General features: G+C 63.3%; 17 protein-coding genes. 14 read left to right on the top strand and 3 right to left on the bottom strand.

The features are described from left to right. The first annotated feature begins 112 nt into the window (after positions 1 to 112). The gene (locus C2L65_RS46130) at positions 113 to 253 is read left to right on the top strand and encodes a hypothetical protein (RefSeq protein WP_167352341.1); all 141 of its coding nucleotides are present in this window, start codon (positions 113 to 115) and stop codon (positions 251 to 253) included. 106 nt (positions 254 to 359) lie between these two features. Then, on the top strand, positions 360 to 833 hold the full coding sequence (locus tag C2L65_RS12810) for a GDP-mannose mannosyl hydrolase (protein ID WP_042310636.1): 474 nt from the start codon (positions 360 to 362) through the stop codon (positions 831 to 833). Positions 834 to 927: 94 nt separating this feature from the next. Here the strand turns inward: C2L65_RS12810 and galU are convergent, their stop codons facing one another. Next, complete coding sequence (gene galU / locus C2L65_RS12815) at positions 928 to 1860, bottom strand: UTP--glucose-1-phosphate uridylyltransferase GalU (protein WP_042310633.1); 933 nt, start codon at positions 1858 to 1860, stop codon at positions 928 to 930. Between the two features lie 218 nt (positions 1861 to 2078). Between galU and C2L65_RS12820 the strand changes: the two genes are divergently transcribed. The 4 genes from C2L65_RS12820 to C2L65_RS12835 all read left to right on the top strand — a co-directional run bounded on the left by C2L65_RS12820 (position 2079) and on the right by C2L65_RS12835 (position 6468). Then, positions 2079 to 3113: a GlxA family transcriptional regulator gene (locus C2L65_RS12820; protein WP_042310632.1), complete on the top strand. Its 1035-nt coding sequence runs from the start codon at positions 2079 to 2081 to the stop codon at positions 3111 to 3113. Between the two features lie 151 nt (positions 3114 to 3264). Further along, on the top strand, positions 3265 to 4755 hold the full coding sequence (locus C2L65_RS12825) for an MFS transporter (protein WP_042310630.1): 1491 nt from the start codon (positions 3265 to 3267) through the stop codon (positions 4753 to 4755). A gap of 277 nt (positions 4756 to 5032) precedes the next feature. Beyond that, on the top strand, positions 5033 to 5386 hold the full coding sequence (locus C2L65_RS12830; protein ID WP_042310628.1) for a hypothetical protein: 354 nt from the start codon (positions 5033 to 5035) through the stop codon (positions 5384 to 5386). A gap of 269 nt (positions 5387 to 5655) precedes the next feature. Beyond that, entirely contained in the window at positions 5656 to 6468 is an 813-nt protein-coding gene (locus tag C2L65_RS12835; RefSeq protein ID WP_042310723.1) for a mechanosensitive ion channel family protein, read from the top strand. Between the two features lie 84 nt (positions 6469 to 6552). Here C2L65_RS12835 and C2L65_RS12840 read toward each other — a convergent pair whose 3' ends face one another. Continuing rightward, positions 6553 to 7242 carry a DedA family protein gene (locus tag C2L65_RS12840; protein WP_042310627.1) on the bottom strand — a complete coding sequence of 230 codons (690 nt, stop codon included), beginning with the start codon at positions 7240 to 7242 and terminating at the stop codon, positions 6553 to 6555. 295 nt (positions 7243 to 7537) lie between these two features. Between C2L65_RS12840 and mutL the strand changes: the two genes are divergently transcribed. Continuing rightward, entirely contained in the window at positions 7538 to 9562 is a 2025-nt protein-coding gene (gene mutL / locus C2L65_RS12845; protein WP_427910159.1) for a DNA mismatch repair endonuclease MutL, read from the top strand. A gap of 58 nt (positions 9563 to 9620) precedes the next feature. Further along, complete coding sequence (miaA, locus tag C2L65_RS12850) at positions 9621 to 10571, top strand: tRNA (adenosine(37)-N6)-dimethylallyltransferase MiaA (RefSeq protein WP_042310624.1); 951 nt, start codon at positions 9621 to 9623, stop codon at positions 10569 to 10571. Positions 10572 to 11493: 922 nt separating this feature from the next. Here miaA and purM read toward each other — a convergent pair. Continuing rightward, positions 11494 to 12561 carry a phosphoribosylformylglycinamidine cyclo-ligase gene (gene purM, locus C2L65_RS12855; RefSeq protein WP_042313047.1) on the bottom strand — a complete coding sequence of 356 codons (1068 nt, stop codon included), beginning with the start codon at positions 12559 to 12561 and terminating at the stop codon, positions 11494 to 11496. Positions 12562 to 12658: 97 nt separating this feature from the next. Here purM and C2L65_RS12860 point away from each other — a divergent pair, with 97 nt between their 5' ends. Genes C2L65_RS12860 through C2L65_RS12885 form a run of 6 tightly spaced genes read left to right on the top strand, consistent with a single transcriptional unit; the run spans position 12659 to position 18163 of the window. Beyond that, positions 12659 to 13735: an AI-2E family transporter gene (locus C2L65_RS12860; protein WP_042313050.1), complete on the top strand. Its 1077-nt coding sequence runs from the start codon at positions 12659 to 12661 to the stop codon at positions 13733 to 13735. A 43-nt stretch (positions 13736 to 13778) separates the two neighbouring features. Continuing rightward, the gene (gene hda, locus C2L65_RS12865; protein ID WP_042313053.1) at positions 13779 to 14561 is read left to right on the top strand and encodes a DnaA regulatory inactivator Hda; all 783 of its coding nucleotides are present in this window, start codon (positions 13779 to 13781) and stop codon (positions 14559 to 14561) included. Next, complete coding sequence (locus C2L65_RS12870; RefSeq protein WP_042313055.1) at positions 14554 to 15240, top strand: histidinol-phosphatase; 687 nt, start codon at positions 14554 to 14556, stop codon at positions 15238 to 15240. Before hda ends, C2L65_RS12870 begins: the two co-directional genes overlap by 8 nt. Then, positions 15237 to 16859, top strand: coding sequence for a polynucleotide adenylyltransferase PcnB (gene pcnB / locus C2L65_RS12875; protein WP_042313057.1), 1623 nt, complete (start codon positions 15237 to 15239; stop codon positions 16857 to 16859). Before C2L65_RS12870 ends, pcnB begins: the two co-directional genes overlap by 4 nt. Before the next feature lie 48 nt (positions 16860 to 16907). Continuing rightward, positions 16908 to 17471, top strand: coding sequence for a 2-amino-4-hydroxy-6-hydroxymethyldihydropteridine diphosphokinase (folK, locus tag C2L65_RS12880; RefSeq protein ID WP_042313060.1), 564 nt, complete (start codon positions 16908 to 16910; stop codon positions 17469 to 17471). An 11-nt stretch (positions 17472 to 17482) separates the two neighbouring features. After that, positions 17483 to 18163 carry a deoxynucleoside kinase gene (locus C2L65_RS12885; RefSeq protein ID WP_042313140.1) on the top strand — a complete coding sequence of 227 codons (681 nt, stop codon included), beginning with the start codon at positions 17483 to 17485 and terminating at the stop codon, positions 18161 to 18163. Positions 18164 to 18169 lie beyond the last annotated feature (6 nt).

An 18169-nucleotide genomic window follows, 5' to 3' on the forward strand; every position in this document is an offset into this window, starting at 1 on the left:
ACAGAACCGCGTTTTATTGCTACGTCTAGACTCTGTGCAAATGCTGCAAGCCGCGCGTCATGCGCGCGTCATGTAGCGCAAGCCATCGAGGCCATGACGACGGAGCGGTGGAATGACCGGTTTGGGCTGGATCATGGTGATGGTGGTCGCAATGCTGGCGTCCTGGCTGCTGCTTAGCGTGGGCGTCGCCGTTGCCATCGCCCTTCTGTTCGGCACCGCGTCGCGGCTGTTCGCCAGCGATCACGATCAATAGACAGGCAAGCCGGCCGCCCGTCACACGTGCGGCGCGTGTGACGGGCATTGTGCTGCATCCCGTTTGGCTGCATCCATTAAACAAGACTACATGACGAGAGAGAGACATGGCCGCCACGTGTGCCGATTATCTCGAAGCAGGCGATTTTCTCCAGGTCGTCAAGATGACACCGCTCGTGTCGATCGACCTGATCGTGTCCGACTACGCGGGGCGAGTGCTCGTCGGGCATCGGCGTAATCGCCCGGCGCTCGGCACCTGGTTCGTGCCGGGCGGGCGTATCTGCAAGAACGAGAGGCTTGACGCGGCGTTCACACGTATTGTCGACGCGGAACTCGGCATCTCGGGGATGGAGCGCTCGGCCGCGCGTTTCGGCGGTCTGTTCGAACACCTTTATAAAGACAACTTCGCCGGCGTGGACCGGATCTCGACACACAGCGTCGTGATCGCGTATTTCCTGACGCTCGAGAACACGACGTCCGTCGGGCGCTTCGACCAGCACAGCCGCTATATCTGGCTCACGCCCGAAGCGCTGCTCGCGCGCGACGACGTGCACGAAAACACGAAGGCGTATTTCCGCTGAGTCCGCGGGCGAGGTTCGTCGGCGGGCGATGTCCTTTCACAGTAAAAGTGGCGCGGCAGCTCGCGCCGCCGCGCCACGCTTGAGCGCCCCGAAATCAGACCCGGCTCAACAGTTCCGCCAGCTCTTCCTGCGCGCCCTCGCCGTTCGCGCCGGTTTCGCCGTGCATGCGGCCGCGCAGATAGGCATCGAACGCATCTTTCACTTCGGGATGGCGCAACGCGAACTCGACCGTCGCCTTCAGATAGCCGAGCTTGCTGCCGCAGTCGAAGCGCTTGCCGCGGTACTGGTAGGCAAGCGCCTGCTCCGAGCCGAGTAGCGACTGGATCGCATCCGTCAGCTGGATCTCGCCGCCCGCGCCCGCGCGCTGGCGGCGCAGATGATCGAACACCGCGGGCATCAGCACGTAGCGGCCCACGACGCCGAGATTCGACGGCGCGTCCTCCGGCGCGGGCTTTTCGACGATGTCCGACATCTTGAAGAGCCGATCATCCCAGCGCTTGCCGTCGATCACGCCATACGAGCGCGATTCCTGCTTGCCGATCTCCTCGACACCGACAATCGAGCAATGATAGTGATTGAAAAGGCTCACCATTTGCGACAGAACGGGCGGCTCGCCGTCGAGCAGGTCGTCGGCGAGGATCACGGCGAACGGCTCGTCGCCGACCAGCTTTTCCGCGCACAGCACCGCGTGGCCGAGCCCAAGCGGCTCCGGCTGGCGCACATAGCAGCATTCGACATGGCTCGGCTTGATGTTCTGCACCAGCTCCAGCAACGCGAGTTTGCCGCGCGCGAGCAGCTCGCACTCGACCTCGTAGGACTTGTCGAAATGGTCTTCGATCGCGCGCTTGCTGCGCCCCGTGACGAAGATCATCTCGGTGATGCCCGCCGCAATAGCCTCCTCGACCGCGTACTGGATCAGCGGCTTGTCGACGACGGGCAGCATCTCTTTCGGGCTCGCCTTGGTCGCGGGGAGGAATCGGGTGCCGAGACCGGCCACGGGGAACACCGCCTTGCGTATGCTGAGCATGCTCGCGCCTCTTTTGAGTGGTTTGATAAGCATCGATACGCCAGCGTATTCCGCGAATATCGAGCCGATCTGCCAACTTCTCGGTATTTTCCGACTCAAACCGCCAGACCTTAAAAACCTGGGCCTATGATGGACCCAAGGCACGCAGACCTTTATTCTTTCGCCGTCCTCGGCACTGGAGACAGACGATGCGATATGAGCACGCGGTGAGTCGATGGATGGATTCAACCTCGTCGAGCGCAGTCGTCAATGTCGGGCACATGGTCAAACGTATCGGCATTCTCGTTTTTGAACGATTTCCGCTGAGCGACGTGTGTCTGCTCGCTGACGCGTTCCGACTCGCCAACGAAGCACAGGCCGACCAGTCCGGCCTCGAGGGTGTGGGTATCGAACCCTCCTATTCGATCGTGATGCTGTCCGAAATGGGCGGCAGCGTCGTCAGCAGCTGTTCGCTGCGCGTGTGGACGGAAAGCCTCAATGGACCGCTGCTGAACGGCTTCGACACGATGTTCATCGTCGGCGGTCCGGGCGCGTCCCGCGCGAAGGTGAACGAGCGACTGATCCGGCGCCTGCGCGCGATCGCGCCGAAAATCCGCGTCGTCAAGGGGCTCGACGAGGGTCTCGGCGTGCTCGCGGCCGCCGATCTCGCCTTCGAGCGGCGCGGCTGGCGCAGCATGTCGGGCGCAACCGACGACTCGGGCACACCCGTCGCCCCCGTCGTACACGACACGCAATGGCACATCGAGCCCGGCGCCTCGATCGACGTCGACGCACCCGTGCGTTCGATCGCGGCCGCGCTCACGGTCATCAAGCGCGATCACGGCACGCCGATCGCGCGGCTGGTGTCCGAGCGCGCGCTGTCGGGCACGTCCAAGCGCCTCGATGCGATTCTCGACGACGACGAAAAAAAGGGCATCACCCGCAAGATCACGACGGCCGCGCACTGGATACGCGAGAACTACACGCGTCACATTTCGGTGGCGGAAGCCGCCGAAGTCGCGAAGATGAGCGAGCGCAATTTCCTGCGGCGCTTCAAGGCGCAAGTAGGGCTCACGCCGTCGGAATACCTGCTGCGCGCGCGGCTCGACGCGAGCTGCCTGCTGCTGACGGAAACCGACATGTCGATCGACGGGATCGCGCGGCGCTGCGGCGTGCGTAGCGGCGACGGGCTCGCGAAGATCTTCCGCAAACGTCTGTCCATTTCCCCGACCGACTATCGCGCGGCCCACCGGCACAGCATGTCGAAGAGCTGATCCCGACCGCGCGCCGGTTCGCATTCCCGTATTTGGGACGATTCATTCCGCATCAACACGGGCATGAGCTAATAACAAAAATAACGTTGGCGGCAGCAGCCAGGCGCCAGTACGATTCGCCCCTTTTGCGCGTTTTGCGCGCACCAGCCGAATGTCCACCGTTCTCGCGCCCGAAACAGGCGTCGCGCAAGCATCCTCCCGCGTACACAACAAGCCTGTCATCCGTTCCGCCGCCGATGTATCGGCACTCGTCAACCAAGGCGCCGCCATCGGCAGCGACGCGCGCATCGTCGTCGCGATTGCGCTCGGCGGCGTGTTTCTCGATGCCTACGATCTCGGCGCGCTCGCGTTCGGCCTCAAGGACGTCGCGCGCCAATTTTCGCTGACACCGGCCGGCACCGGCTTCGTCGCTTCTGCGATCACGTTCGGCGCTATCGTCGGCGCGTTACTCGGCGGCTTTCTGACCGACCGCATCGGCCGTTATCGCGTGTTCATGGCCGACATGTTCTTCTTCGTGATCGCGGCACTCGCCTGCGCATTCGCGCCGAACGCGTGGGTGCTTGGCGGTGCGCGCTTCGTGATGGGTCTCGGCGTCGGCATCGACCTGCCCGTCGCGATGGCGTTTCTCGCCGAGTTCTCGCGGCTGCAAGGCAAGGGCAACAAGGCCTCGCGCGTCGCGATGTGGTGCCCCGTCTGGTATGCGGCCATCAGCGTGTCATATCTGCTCGTGCTGGCGTTCTATGCGACCTTGCCGGAGAGCCATCAGCCTCTGCTATGGCGTCTGATTCTCGGCTTTGGCGCCGTGCCCGCAATCGTCATCATCCTGATCCGCAGCCGCTATATCAGCGAGTCGCCCGTATGGGCCGCGAATCAGGGCGATCTGAACGGCGCCGCGCAGATTCTCAAGCGCTCGTACGGCATCGACGCCGACGTCGCGCCGGACGCCGCCGCGAAGGCGACACAGAGCCACGTGCGCACGGCGTCGTGGAAGAACTACGGCACGCTGCTCAAGGGCGTCTATCTGAAGCGCACGGTACTCGCGACCGTTATCTCGATTGCGTCGTCGTTCGCGTATAACGCGGTCGCGTTCGGCTTGCCGGTGATCATTTCGAGCTTCCTCGCGCAGTCGATGCTCACCACGATCCTCGCGTCGCTCGTGCTCAATCTTGCGTTTGCGTTCGTGGGCGGCATCATCGCGGTGCGCATGGTGCCGAAGTTCGGCGCCTGGAACATGACCGTGGCCGGCTATGCGTGCCAGCTCGTCGCGCTCGTCGGGCTCGCCGTCGTCGGCAAGCCAGCGGGCGCCGCGCAGGTCTCCATCGCAATCGCGATGCTTGCGCTGTTCCTGTTCGGCCAGGGCTTCGGGCCGGGATCGCACACCATGACGTTCGCTTCGCTGAGCTATCCGACTTCGCTGCGCGGCGTGGGCGTCGGCTTCAACCAGACGCTGATGCGCGCAAGCTCGACCGTTTCGCTGTTCCTGTTCCCCGTGCTCGCCGCCGCGCTGCATACGCGCGTGTTCTGGATCATCGCAGTCGCGCCGCTGTGCGGCCTCATTGCGCTGCTCGCGATCCGCTGGGAGCCGTCGGGCTACGACGTCGACGCGGAAGACTTCGCGCCGGCCGCGTCGCTCAGGCAATAGCGAATTTCCTACGACAGCGCGATATGTGCTGTCGTCGCCAGACCGACAAGGGTCTCCGGGCAACCGGAGACCCTTTTTTACATTTTGACGGCACAAATCGTTGAGAAAAAGCATCGCGTGTCGTGCGTCGCCAACGCCTTATTCCGGAGTCCAGATATTTGCATTTATCGAGATGGAAAGACGTGCAATGATCGCGCCGCCATGCCCATGTGGTGACTGCACATCGACGTCATCCTGCGAGCGGGCATTCGTAAAAGAACGTTCTCATCTCAACGTCATGATCAATTTCCTGCTCGATCTCATTTCGAACCTGATCATCCTCGCCGTGCTGCTGACAGCATGTTGCGTGATCAACTGGATGAGGCCCGACGCGAAACCGAACGGCTATCTGGTGTTCGTCGTATTCGTCGCGATCGCGCTGCTGTTCGATGCGGCGTTGACCTTTCTGGTGTTCGCCGATTCGCAGGCGCGCTATGGCAAGTTCAGCACCGTGCAAGCGTTCATTCCGCGTCTTGCCGCCTATGTGACGGCATGCGGCATCGCCATCGGGCTGTCGCGCATGCGCAGCCGCAAGGCAGCCGGGCGCGCTGACGCTCGCACCGTCATCGGCACGTCGCCTTCCGCCAATTGAGCACGATCGGCGCGGACGTGCTCAGGCGGGAATATGTCTTGCTGACGGCCGCGCCATCGCCTATAACAGTCGATGATTGCAAGCGGCGGCAACAGCGCCGCCGTTTCTCGCATATCGGGCAACCTGCCCGCTCAAGCCGTTCGCCGTACGGATAACAACGTCGTGTAGCACAAGCGATGGACGCGGCGTCCGCCCTGCTGGTCCGCCTCGCGTCCACCGCCGTCGCATGCACGCAGTCAGTCATACGAACCGACTCAAGCGAGGGAATCGTGGATATCGAAGCCGTACGCGTCTTTCTGATGACCCGGGGCATCGACTTCGGGACCGAGGTACTCGGTGCAATCGTCCTGTGGATCGTCGGGCGATGGGTGATTGGGCTCGTCATCGGCCTGCTGCGCAAGGCGCTCGCGCGCAACAGCAAGGTCGATCCGACGCTTGCGCACTACCTTGGCTCGATCCTCGGCGCGCTTCTGAATCTGATCCTGATACTCGCGATCCTGCAGGTGTTCGGCGTGCAGACCACGTCGTTCGCCGCGCTGCTCGCGGGCCTCGGTCTCGCGATCGGCACCGCGTGGGGCGGTCTGCTCGCGCATTTCGCGGCGGGCATCTTCATGCAGGTGCTGCGACCGTTCAAGGTCGGCGATTTCGTGACGGCGGGCGGCGTGACGGGCACGGTTCAGGAACTCGGCCTGTTCGGCACCACGATCGTCACGCCTGACAACGTGCTGACCATCGTCGGCAACAACACGATCTTCTCGGGCATCATTTCCAATTTCAGCGCGCAGCCGGTGCGGCGCGTCGAACTGACGGCGAAGGTCGCGAACGGCGTCGATCCCATCGATGCGGCGAACCGGTTGCGGGCCGCCGTCACGAAGATTCCGAATGTGTCAGAGAGCCCGCCGCCCGATATCGAAGTGCTGTCGTTCACGCCGGAAGGTCCGCTGCTGTGCGTGCGGCCTTACACGCACAACGACAACTACTGGCAGGTGTATTTCGACACCAACCGCACGATCATCGAAACGTTCCGCGAAGCGGGCTATCCGACGCCGGAAACACCTGTCGTGCGGCGTGTGGCGCCGTAGCGTATCCGCTGCGATAGATCGGACTGTCCGATTGAACCTTGTGCGCAGCAGGCATCGCGTGGGGATGCCTGCTGTTCGCCCTCATCAATGCCCAGTGTTGTTACCGGCCGAGCGCTCCGGCTGACGCTTGCTGCGCATGACCTTCCACAACGCGCCGAGCACGACGGGCACCACGGCGGCGCCGATACCGACCAGCACGATCACATTCAGATACTGACGGATAAACGGAATATTGCCGAAGAAGAAACCGAGCAGCGTCAGAAGCAGCACCCAGAACAGCGCGCCCGCGACGTTGAAGAACTGGAACCGCTTGACGCTCATCTGTGACGCGCCCGCGACGAACGGCGCAAAGGTCCGCACGACGGGAATGAAACGCGCGAGCACGATGGTCTTGCCGCCGTGGCGCTCGTAGAAGTTGTGCGTCTTGCGCAGCGCCTCACGATCGAGGAACCGTTCGAGCACGGGTATGTGCGAGTCGAACACCTTCGGCCCGATTGCGCGGCCAATCATGTAGTTCACCGTGTTACCGAGCACGGCCGCCACCAGCAGCAGCACGATCAGCAACTCGATGTTCATTTCGCCCGTCGCGCAGAATGCGCCGCCGATGAACAGCAGCGAGTCGCCCGGCAGGAACGGCAGCACGACGAGGCCCGTCTCGCAGAATACGATGAGGAACAGTACCGCGTAGACCCACGCGCCGTACTGATGGATGAAGACTCCCAGAAACTTGTCGATGTGCAGGACAAGATTGACGAATTGCAGAAGCGTGTCCAAAGGTCGTCCTTTTAAAAGCAGATGGCTGGCATGACGGGGACGGCGGCCGGTCTCGGCGGCCCGTCCCGTATCGTGCGCCTCACGCAGGTCACGGCAGTGACGAAGCGTTCCGAGGCAGGAAATTGACCGCGCCATGATACCGAAAGTGCCATGACGACCTTAAAAAATGTCGTCCGTTGTCTGCACGTTCAGACGATCTGCGACGAATCGCTATAATTTCGCCATGTCCGCGATCCCCGAATCTTCCGAAACGCGTGCCGACGCGCCTGCCGACGCACATGACGCGCCGAGCCCGGTGTCCAGCCGCGACGCAAGCGCAGCCGAAAGCGCCCTTACGCCGCGTCCGCTGCGCGCGATCCAGCCACTGCCCGACCAGCTGATCAGCCAGATCGCCGCGGGCGAAGTGGTCGAGCGACCGGCATCGGTGGTGAAGGAATTGCTCGAAAATGCGCTCGACGCGGGCGCGAAGACGCTGCGCATCCTGCTCGACGAAGGCGGCGTCAAGCGCATCTCGATCACCGACGACGGCTGCGGCATTCCCGAAGGCGAGCTTGCGCTCGCGCTGATGCGTCATGCGACCAGCAAGATCCGCTCGCTCGCCGAACTCGAAGCCGTGGCGACACTCGGGTTTCGCGGCGAAGCGCTGGCGTCGATCGCGTCGGTGTCGGACATGCACATCACGAGCCGCACGGAGAACGATTCGCACGCGACGCGCATCGACGCGCAGACGGGCGCGTTGTCGCCTGCGGCAGGCACGCGCGGCACGACGATCGAAGTGCGCGAGCTGTACTTCAACACGCCCGCGCGGCGCAAATTCCTCAAGAGCGAACAGACCGAACTCGGCCACTGCCTGGAGATGATCCGGCGCGCGGCGCTCGCGCGGCCCGATGTCGCGATTTCGGTGCTGCATAACGGCCGCGCCGTCGAGCACTGGAACGCCAGCGATCCCGCCACGCGCGTCGCGAAGATTCTCGGCGAGACGTTCGCGACTGCGCATTTGCCGCTCGATGAATCGGCGGGACCGCTTGCCGTCTACGGCTGCGCCGGCTTGCCGACTGCGAGCCGCGGACGCGCCGATCAGCAGTATTTCTTCGTCAACGGCCGCTTCGTGCGCGACAAGCTGCTCACGCACGCCGTGCGCGCCGCGTACGAAGATGTGCTGCACGGCGACCGTTATCCGTCGTATGTGCTGTTTCTCGATCTGCCACCCGAGGCCGTCGACGTGAACGTGCATCCGTCGAAGATCGAAGTACGCTTTCGCGATTCGCGTTCGATTCACCAGTTCGTGTTCCATGCCGTGCAGCGATCGCTCGCGCGGCACGCGGGGGCATCGCCCGAAACGACGTCGGGTGGACATGCTGCGCGCATCGATCCGATGCCTTTTCCGACGCCGGCAACGCCCGCCACACCCGCATCATTTGGCTCAACGCCGCTTGGCGGCGGTTTCCGGGTCAGCGATGGCGGCAGTTCGCAACCGGGCAATACCTGGCTGCGCCAGGCGCGCATGACGCAAGGCACGCTGCCCGTCGCGCAGCCGCTCGCGCTTTACGACGCGTTGTTCGGCCGCAAGGACACGGGCGCGGGTACGCCACAAGGCACGACTTCTTTCGAACTGCGCGACGCGGCGGATTCCGTCGGGAATGATGGTGCGTCTGCGCCTGCCGCGGGCTTTGCAGGTTTCACGGGTTTGGCGCCTCAGTCGGCCATCGCGCCGCAGAGTTTCGACGCGAACGACGAACAGCCGCTCGGCTTCGCGCTTGGCCAGATCCACGGCATCTACGTGCTTGCGCAGAACGCGCGTGGACTGGTGATCGTCGATATGCACGCGGCGCACGAGCGGATTCTGTACGAGCAGTTCAAGAACGCGCTCGTGGACCGCGCGATCGCCGTGCAGCCGCTGTTGATTCCCGTGTCGATGCCGGCTGACGGGGTCGAGATCGGCGTCGTCGACGAGGAGCGCGAGACGCTCGATGCGCTCGGCTTTGATCTGGCCGTGCTGTCGCCGACAACCATCGCGATTCGCGCCGTCCCCGCGCTGCTGAAGGATGCCGATTTGCAGGCGCTCGCGCGCGCGGTGTTATCCGATCTGCACGCGTACGGCGGCTCACGCGTGCTGACCGAGCGCCAGCACGAGCTGCTTGGCACGCTTGCCTGCCATCACGCGGTGCGCGCCAACCGGCGCCTCACGCTCGACGAAATGAATGCGCTGCTGCGCCAGATGGAGGCGACCGAGCGCGCGGACCAGTGCAATCACGGGCGCCCGACCTGGTATCAGTTGACGCTCGCCGATCTCGATCGGCTGTTCATGCGCGGACAGTGAGCGGGTCCGTTTTGCGTTTTCGCTTACGTTTGTCACCACGCCTGCCATCACGCCTTTCATGACGCAGCACGCCCCCCAACCGATCGCCTGCCTGCTCGGCCCGACCGCTTCCGGCAAGACGGCGGCCGCATTGGCGTTCGCTGCGCGCGCGCCTGTGGAGATCGTCAGCGTCGATTCGGCGCTGGTGTATCGCGAGATGGATATCGGCACTGCGAAGCCGTCGGCGGAGGAACGCGCCGTCGCGCCTCACCATCTGATCGATATCGTCGATCCTGTCGATGCTTACTCGGCCGCCGATTTCCGCGCCGATGCGTTGCGCCTGGTCGGCGAGATCGTTGCGCGCGGGAATGTGCCGTTGCTGGTTGGCGGCACGATGCTGTACTACAAGGCGTTGACGCAAGGGCTGAACGACCTGCCTGCCGCCGATCCCGACGTGCGTGCGACGCTTGATGCCGACGCTGCACGCGAAGGCTGGCCGGCACTGCATGCGCGCCTCGCGGCTGTCGATTCCGTCACGGCCGCGCGCCTCGCGCCGAACGATTCGCAGCGCATCCAGCGAGCACTCGAAGTGTTCATGCTGACGGGGCAGCCGATGTCGGCGTTGCTCGCCGCGCCTACGCGCGATGATGATGCCGCGCGGCTTTATCGATTCGTTCCGATCGCATTGGAGCCTTCTGATCGGAGCGTGCTGCATGCGCGTATTGCGGCGCGGTTTGATGCGATGCTTGCGGCTGGGTTTGTTGATGAGGTGAAGCGGCTGCGCGCGCGAGGGGATTTGCATCCGGGGTTGCCTTCCATGCGGTGTGTTGGGTATAGGCAGGCCTGGGAGTATCTCGACGGTGAGACCGATTACGACACCATGCGGGATAAAGGCGTCTTTGCGACGCGGCAGTTGTGTAAGAGGCAGCTTACGTGGCTGCGGGCTATGTCGGAGCGGGTTGTAGTTGATTGTTGTGCTGCTGATGCTACTTTGCTTGCTCTACAGGCTATTGAACGAGTTGTTGGCTGATTTTTTTTTGTCTGCGACGCGGGCGGGTTTGTCTTTGTGCGGGCATTTGCGTTTGCCTTCGCGGCGCGGGCGGTTTGGTTTTTTGCCTTTGCGCTGGCATCCGCGATTTGTTAGCGTGCTTCACGCGTCGCCCCTGTGCGGGGCGGCACCTACTTTTCTTTGCCGCCGCAAAGAAAAGTAGGCAAAAGAAAGCGGCTAACACCGCCAGCTCTTCTGTTTGCCTGAGGGCCCCCAACGGGTCTTACACTTCACACGGCAACCACGTGACCCACGTTCGTTGCCAGCGCTCTTGCGGTGCGTCTCACCCGCTTCACGCTCCCGCACTACAGCACGCCGTGCCAGTTATGCCACCGCCGCCCAGGTGGCAAACTATGTGTCGGCCCCTTGTGCTCCACACGCGTCACTCCGAACCGATAGCGCACGCGTTCCACCTAGTAAGAGCGCAACCCTATACGACGCGACAACCTACACACAGTTTGCCACCTGGGCGGCAAATACCATTCGCTGCCGCTGGCCCGAGTACCGGTATTCGAAGCAGGTGAGGCGTTCATTCGAAGCGTTAGCAACGCACGCGAACAACGGTGTTGCCGTGTGAAGCGTAAGAACCTTTGAGGGCCCTCAGGCAAACACAAGAATTAGCGGTGTTAGCCGCTTTCTTTTGCCTACTTTTCTTTGCGGCGGCAAAGAAAAGTAGGTGCCGCCCCGCACAGGGGCGACGCGTGAAGCAGGCTAACAAAGCGCGGATGCCAACGAAACCACATGCAAACCAGAAAGCTGGTGCCGCAAACACGCCAACCGGATGCCAGCCAAAAGCCGGAAACACCAACCGGCAACGCCCCCATCAAAGAGCAAACTGCAAGAAGCAAAAAAGCCGCCCAACTCCCGCCGGACGGCTTCTCAAAAACTCTGCCTGAAAGGCAACTCAAACCACTACAGTCTGCGCCTCGCCTTCCTTGCTTTCACGCACGACACCGATCTTCCAGACCTCCTCGCCAGCGGCGGACAACAAGCCAGTAGCTTTATCCGCGTCAGCGGCAGAAACAATAACCGCCATCCCGATCCCGCAATTGAACACGCGATGCATCTCGGCATCAGCCACGCCACCATGCTTCTGCAGCCATACGAACAGCGGCGGCAGCGGCCACGCACGGTGATCAAGCTCGGCCGTCAGGCCTTCCCTGAGCACGCGCGGAATATTCTCAACCAGACCGCCGCCCGTGATATGCGCCATACCCTTCACTTCGAGCTGCTGCATCAACGCCAGCAAAGGCTTCACATAAATATGCGTAGGCGCCATCAACGCATCAGCAAGCGAACGCCCATCGAAATCAGCATTCAAATCCGGCTGAGCACGCTCGATAACCTTCCGCACCAGCGAAAACCCATTCGAATGAATACCGCTCGACGCAAGACCGAGCACAACATCGCCCGGCACGATCTTGCTGCCGTCGATAATCTTGCTCTTTTCGACCGCACCGACGGCAAAACCCGCCAGGTCATACTCGCCATCCGGATACATGCCCGGCATTTCCGCCGTTTCGCCGCCGATCAGCGCGCAGCCAGCCAGCTCGCAGCCCTGCGCAATGCCCTTCACGACCGTCGCGGCCGTGCCGACGTCCAGCTTGCCGCACGCGAAGTAGTCGAGGAAAAACAGCGGCTCGGCACCCTGCACCAGAATGTCGTTGACGCTCATCGCGACGAGATCCTGGCCGACTGTGTCATGCTTGTTCAGCTGGAACGCCAGCTTCAGCTTCGTGCCGACGCCGTCCGTGCCCGATACGAGCACCGGCTCCTTGTACTTTTTCGGCACTTCGAACAGCGCGCCGAACCCACCGATGCCGCCCAGCACGCCGTCGCGCAGCGTCTTCTTGGCAAAGGGCTTGATCGCGTCGACGAGGGCGTCGCCCGCGTCGATGTCCACACCCGCGTCGCGATACGACAAACCTTGGGCCGAATCAGGGGAATTCGGGGCGGATTTCGGTTGATTCATGGGGGGAGAGCTCGAAGGTCGGTAAAATGCGATTTTACCCGATGCCGGCCGCACGGCTGGAATTTGAGACGCCGACACGACACCAGGGAAACCCGTTTTGCAGCAAAACAGTCCGATCCTCACGCCGTATCAGCGCCGCGCCTTTATCTGGCTTGCCATTGCGCTGGCCGTCGGCATTCTGCTCTGGCTGTTGAGCCCCGTGCTCACGCCGTTCCTGCTTGGCGCGATCCTCGCCTATATCCTGCAGCCCGGCGTCGCGTGGATGACCCGCCGGCGCGTCCCGCGCGGCGTCGCCGCACTGCTGATGATCCTGTTCTTCGCCCTGATCGTCACGCTGCTGGGGCTGCTCGTGCTGGGCGTCATCCAGAAGGAAGTGCCGCAGCTCAAGCAGCAGGTGCCCTCGTTCTTCTCGCATCTGCACGGCTGGCTGCAGCCCAAGCTGGCGTTGCTGGGCATCATCGATCCGCTCGATTTCGCGAGCGTCCGCGACGTGGTGATGGGTCAGCTCGAAGGCAGCGCGCAGACGGTCGTGCTGTACGCGTGGACCTCGATCCGCACCAGTTCGAATGTGATGATCACCGTGGTCGGCAACGTCGTGATGGTGCCGCTCGTGCTGTTCTATCTGCTGTACGACTGGAACGCGATGCTCGCGCGCCTGCGCGGCTTCATCCCGCGCCGCTTTTTCGCGAAGACGATCCATCTCGCGCGCGACATGGATCACATGCTGTCGCAATATCTGCGCGGCCAGTTGCTCGTGATGGGCGTGCTTGCCGTGTTCTATGCGGCCGCGCTGTATATCGCCGGGTTCGAGATCGCGCTGCCCGTGGGCATCTTCACGGGGCTCGCCGTCTTCATTCCGTATATCGGCTTCGCGACGGGCCTCGCGCTCGCGCTTCTCGCCGCGCTGCTTCAATTTGGCGACTGGTACGGGTTCGGCGCCGTCGCTGTGATCTACGGCGTGGGTCAGATACTCGAAAGTTTCTTCCTGACGCCGCGGCTCGTCGGCGAACGGATCGGCCTGCATCCGCTCGCGGTGATCTTCGCGCTGCTCGCGTTCGGCCAGTTGTTCGGCTTTTTCGGCGTGCTGATCGCGCTGCCCGTCAGCGCGATACTGTCTGTCGCGTTCCGCGAGTTGCGGCAGAGTTATCTGTCCAGCTCGCTTTACAAGAACTGATCGCTTATCGGTTCGCATATCGGTCATTAACGGCTTATCTATTGTGTCGCGCCAATTGACGCTCGATCTCGGCACCCCGCCGCCATCGACATTCGACAACTTCTTCGCCGGCGCCAACGCCGAGCTGGTCACGCGCCTGCGCGAGCTGGACGCGGCGCTCGCGGCCGGCCCGGTCGCGGACCGCACGTTCTACGTCTGGGGCGAGACGGGCAGCGGCCGCACGCATCTGCTGGAGGCGCTCGTGCATGAAGCGCCGCCAGGCCACGCGCGCTACGCCGGCCCGCAGAGCAGCCTTGCAGCTTTCGCGTTCGACCCCGCCATCGCGCTGTATGCGATCGACGACTGTGACCGCCTGTCCGGCGCGCAGCAGATCGCGATGTTCAACCTGTTCAACGAAGTGCGCGCGCATCCGACCAGCGCGCTCGTCGCCGCGGGCAACGCCGCGCCGATGGGCCTCGACGTGCGCGAAGACCTGCGCACGCGCCTCGGCTGGGGTCTCGTGTTCCATGTCGCGCCGCTCGCCGACGATGGCAAGGCGGCCGTTCTGAAGCGCGCGGCGCGCGAGCGCGGCATCAATCTCGCCGACGACGTGCCCGCCTACCTGCTCACCCATTTCCGCCGCGACATGCCGAGCCTGATGGCATTGCTCGACGCGCTCGACCGCTTTTCGCTCGAGCAGAAGCGCGCCGTCACGCTGCCGCTTTTGCGCACGATGCTCGCGTCGCCCGACGGCGCCAGCACTGCGAGCGGCACGGTCGACGCCCCGCGTCGCGCGGCTGCTCAGGCTTCATCATCCGCTTCAAGTAAAATAGTCCCCCATGGCTAACCTCGCTCTCTTCGACCTCGATCACACGCTCATCCCCACCGACAGCGACCACGAATGGGGCCGCTTCATGGTGAAACTCGGCATTGTCGAAGCCGAAAGTTTCGCGCGTGAAAACGATCGCTTCTTTGCCGACTACAAGGCCGGCAAGCTCGACATTCATGCCTATCTGGTCGCGATGCTGACGCCGCTGGCGAAATACCCGCGCTCGCAGCTGAAAACGTGGCACGACCAGTACATGCATGAGGTCATCAAACCCGCCATCGTGCCCGCCGCGATGGAACTGGTGCGCAAGCATCGCGACGCGGGCGACCTGTGCTGCATGGTCACCGCGACCAACGAATTCATCACCGCGCCGATCGCCGAAGTGTTCGGCGTCGAGAAGCTGATCGCGTGCGAAGTGGAGACGATCGACGGTCACCCCGCATCGGACTACACCGGCTACCCGAAAGGCACGCCGAGCTACCGTGAAGGCAAGATCGTGCGCACGGAAGAATGGCTCGCGTCGATCGGTAAAACATGGTCGGACTTCGAACGCAGCTATTTCTACAGCGATTCGCATAACGACATCCCGCTGCTCGAAAAGGTCACCGACCCGATCGCGACCAACCCGGACGACACGCTACGCGCACATGCCCAGAAGCATGGCTGGCGCATCCTCGAACTCTTTCAACCCTCGTGATCAAGAAACTCATTCGCAAGCTGTTCGGACAGGACGCAGAGCCCGCTGACGAAGCCGCGCCTCCCGCAGAAGCAGACGACTACGCTGTGCCGGAAGAGCGCGCGCACACTAGCCGCTCACCCCGTACGTCATCGAAAGCTGGCGCTGCATCGTCGAAGGGCGGTACGCGCCGCAAGCCGGCGCCAGCAGCCGTACACGAGCCGGACGCGCCCGTCATCATCTCGTCGGACATTCACGGCATCGACCCATCGCTGATTTCGCGCAACGCGATCCGCGTGACGGAAGGCCTGCAACAGGCGGGCTTTCGCGCGTTCATCGTGGGCGGCGCCGTGCGCGATCTGCTGCTCGGCATCGCGCCGAAGGACTTCGACGTCGCCACGGACGCCACGCCCGAACAGGTGCAGAAGCTGTTCCGCCGCGCGCGCATCATCGGGCGGCGATTCCAGATCGTACACGTGCAGTTCGGCCAGGAAATCATCGAAACGTCGACCTTCCGCGCACTCGTGGACGCCCCGCCCGCCGATGCCGACGCCCCGCCGCCGCGCCGCCTGAAGCGCGACGAGCTGGACCGTCGCACGCATGCCGTCGATGCCAGCGGCCGCGTGCTGCGCGACAACGTCTGGGGCGAGCAGCACGAAGACGCCACGCGCCGCGACTTCACCGTCAACGCGATGTACTACGATCCCGCGACGCAAACCGTGCTCGACTACCACAACGGCATGGCCGATGTGCGCGCGCGCTTGCTGCGCATGATCGGCGATCCGGCAACGCGCTATCGCGAAGACCCGGTGCGCATGCTGCGCGTCGTGCGCTTCGCCGCGAAGCTCGATTTCGATATCGACGAAGCGACGCGCGCGCCCATCACCGAACTCGCCGATCTGATCAACAACGTGCCCGCTGCGCGTCTGTTCGACGAGATGCTCAAGCTGCTGCTGTCGGGCCATGCGCTCGCGTGCCTGCAGCGTCTGCGCAAGGAAGGCTTGCATCACGGTCTCTTGCCGCTGCTCGACGTCGTGCTCGAACAGCCGCATGGCGAGAAGTTCATCACGCTCGCGTTGAACAACACCGACGCGCGCGTGCGCGCCGGCAAGCCGGTGTCGCCGGGCTTCCTGTTCGCCACCCTGCTGTGGCACGACATGCAGCAACGCTGGCAGCAGTACGAGGCGAACGGCGAGTTCCCCGTGCCCGCGCTGCATCGCGCGATGGACGACGTGCTCGACATGCAGACCGAAAAGCTCGCCATCCACAAACGCTTCTCGTCGGATATGCGCGAGATCTGGGGCCTGCAGCATCGCCTCGAAAAACGCTCGGGCCGCAGCGCGCTGAAGTTGCTGGAACACCAAAGATTTAGAGCGGGGTATGATTTCCTCCTGTTGCGCTGCGAATCGGGCGAACTGGATGAGTCGGTCGGTTCGTGGTGGACGGAGTTCATCGAAGGAGACATCGCCGCGCGCGAAGCACTGCTTACGCAAGGCGGGAAGGACCGGGCGCCCAGAAAACGACGGCGGCGTAGCAACAGCCGAAACCGCAGCAAACAGGGCGACGGAATGGAGGGCGGCACGGCTTCAGAAAACCGCGCAGCAGACGATGCGAGCCACGACGGCCCGCATGAGGACTGACGCATTTCTGGCGCGCGCCGTCGAACGAAAGTTGCAGGAAGTTATGCCATGACGGTTGCCTATCTCGGCCTCGGCGCGAACCTCGGGGACGCGCGCCAGACCCTGAAAGACGCGGTGGTGTGTCTCGCACAACAGCACACCGTCACCGTGCTCGCGAAATCGAGCCTTTATAGAACGGCCCCGATCGACGCGGGCGGCGACGATTATCTGAATCTCGTCGTCAAGCTCGACACCACGCTGCCCGTTCGCCATCTGCTCGCGCTGTGTCACAAGATCGAGCATCACTTTGGCCGTGAGCGCCCCTTTCGTAACGCGCCGCGCACGCTCGATCTCGACATTCTGCTGTTTGGCGAGCACGCCATCGACGAACCCGATCTGATCGTCCCGCATCCGCGCATGACGGAGCGTGCGTTCGTGCTCGTGCCGCTCGTCGAAATCGAACCCGCGCTGATCATCCCGCAACGCGGCCGCGCCGATGCGTTTCTGGCAGCCGTCGCCGATCAGCGCATCGAAAAAATGAAATCTCCTTGCCAGTGCGTCGCGCCCAACCCGGCCGATGCGCTCCGCACGGACGACGCCAGTAACGATACGCCCAAGGGCGGCTGCCCATGAACTCCCTGCCGATGTCCGCCCCGCCGCTCACCGTCACGGCGCCCCACTTGCGTCCGCCGCACGGCTATCTGACGATCGAAGGGCCGATCGGCGTCGGCAAGACGTCGCTTGCACGCCGGCTCGCGCAACGCTGGTCGATGCACGAGTTGTTCGAGCGTCCGCAGGACAATCCGTTTCTCGAGCGCTTTTATCGAGACACGTCGCGCTATGCACTGCCCGCGCAGCTGAGCTTCGCGCTGCAGCGCGCGCAGCAGGTGCAGGACATCAGCGCGCTGCGCACGGCAGGCACGCCGCTCATCACCGATTTCATGACGCAGAAGAACGACATCTTCGCGCGCCTGACGCTACAGGACGACGAGTACCCGCTGTATCGCGCGCTCGCGGCGAAGCTGGATGTGCCCGGTCCGTCGCCGGATCTGATCATCTATCTGCAGGCGAGTCCCGAAGTGCTGTTCTCGCGCATTCAAAAGCGCGCGGTGCCGATGGAACTGCAGATTTCAGATGCGTACCTGCGCTCGCTGTGCGACGCGTACAACGACTTCTTCTATCACTACGACGGCGCGCCCGTTCTCACGGTCAGTGCCGAACACCTGAATCCGCTCGAATCCGACGCGGACCTTGCTTTGCTCGTCGAACGCATCGAATCGATGCGCGGGCGCAAGGAATTCTTTGTCAAAGGCGGCATGCTATAGCGTCTG

The organism is Paraburkholderia terrae, assembly GCF_002902925.1.
GTDB lineage: Bacteria > Pseudomonadota > Gammaproteobacteria > Burkholderiales > Burkholderiaceae > Paraburkholderia > Paraburkholderia terrae.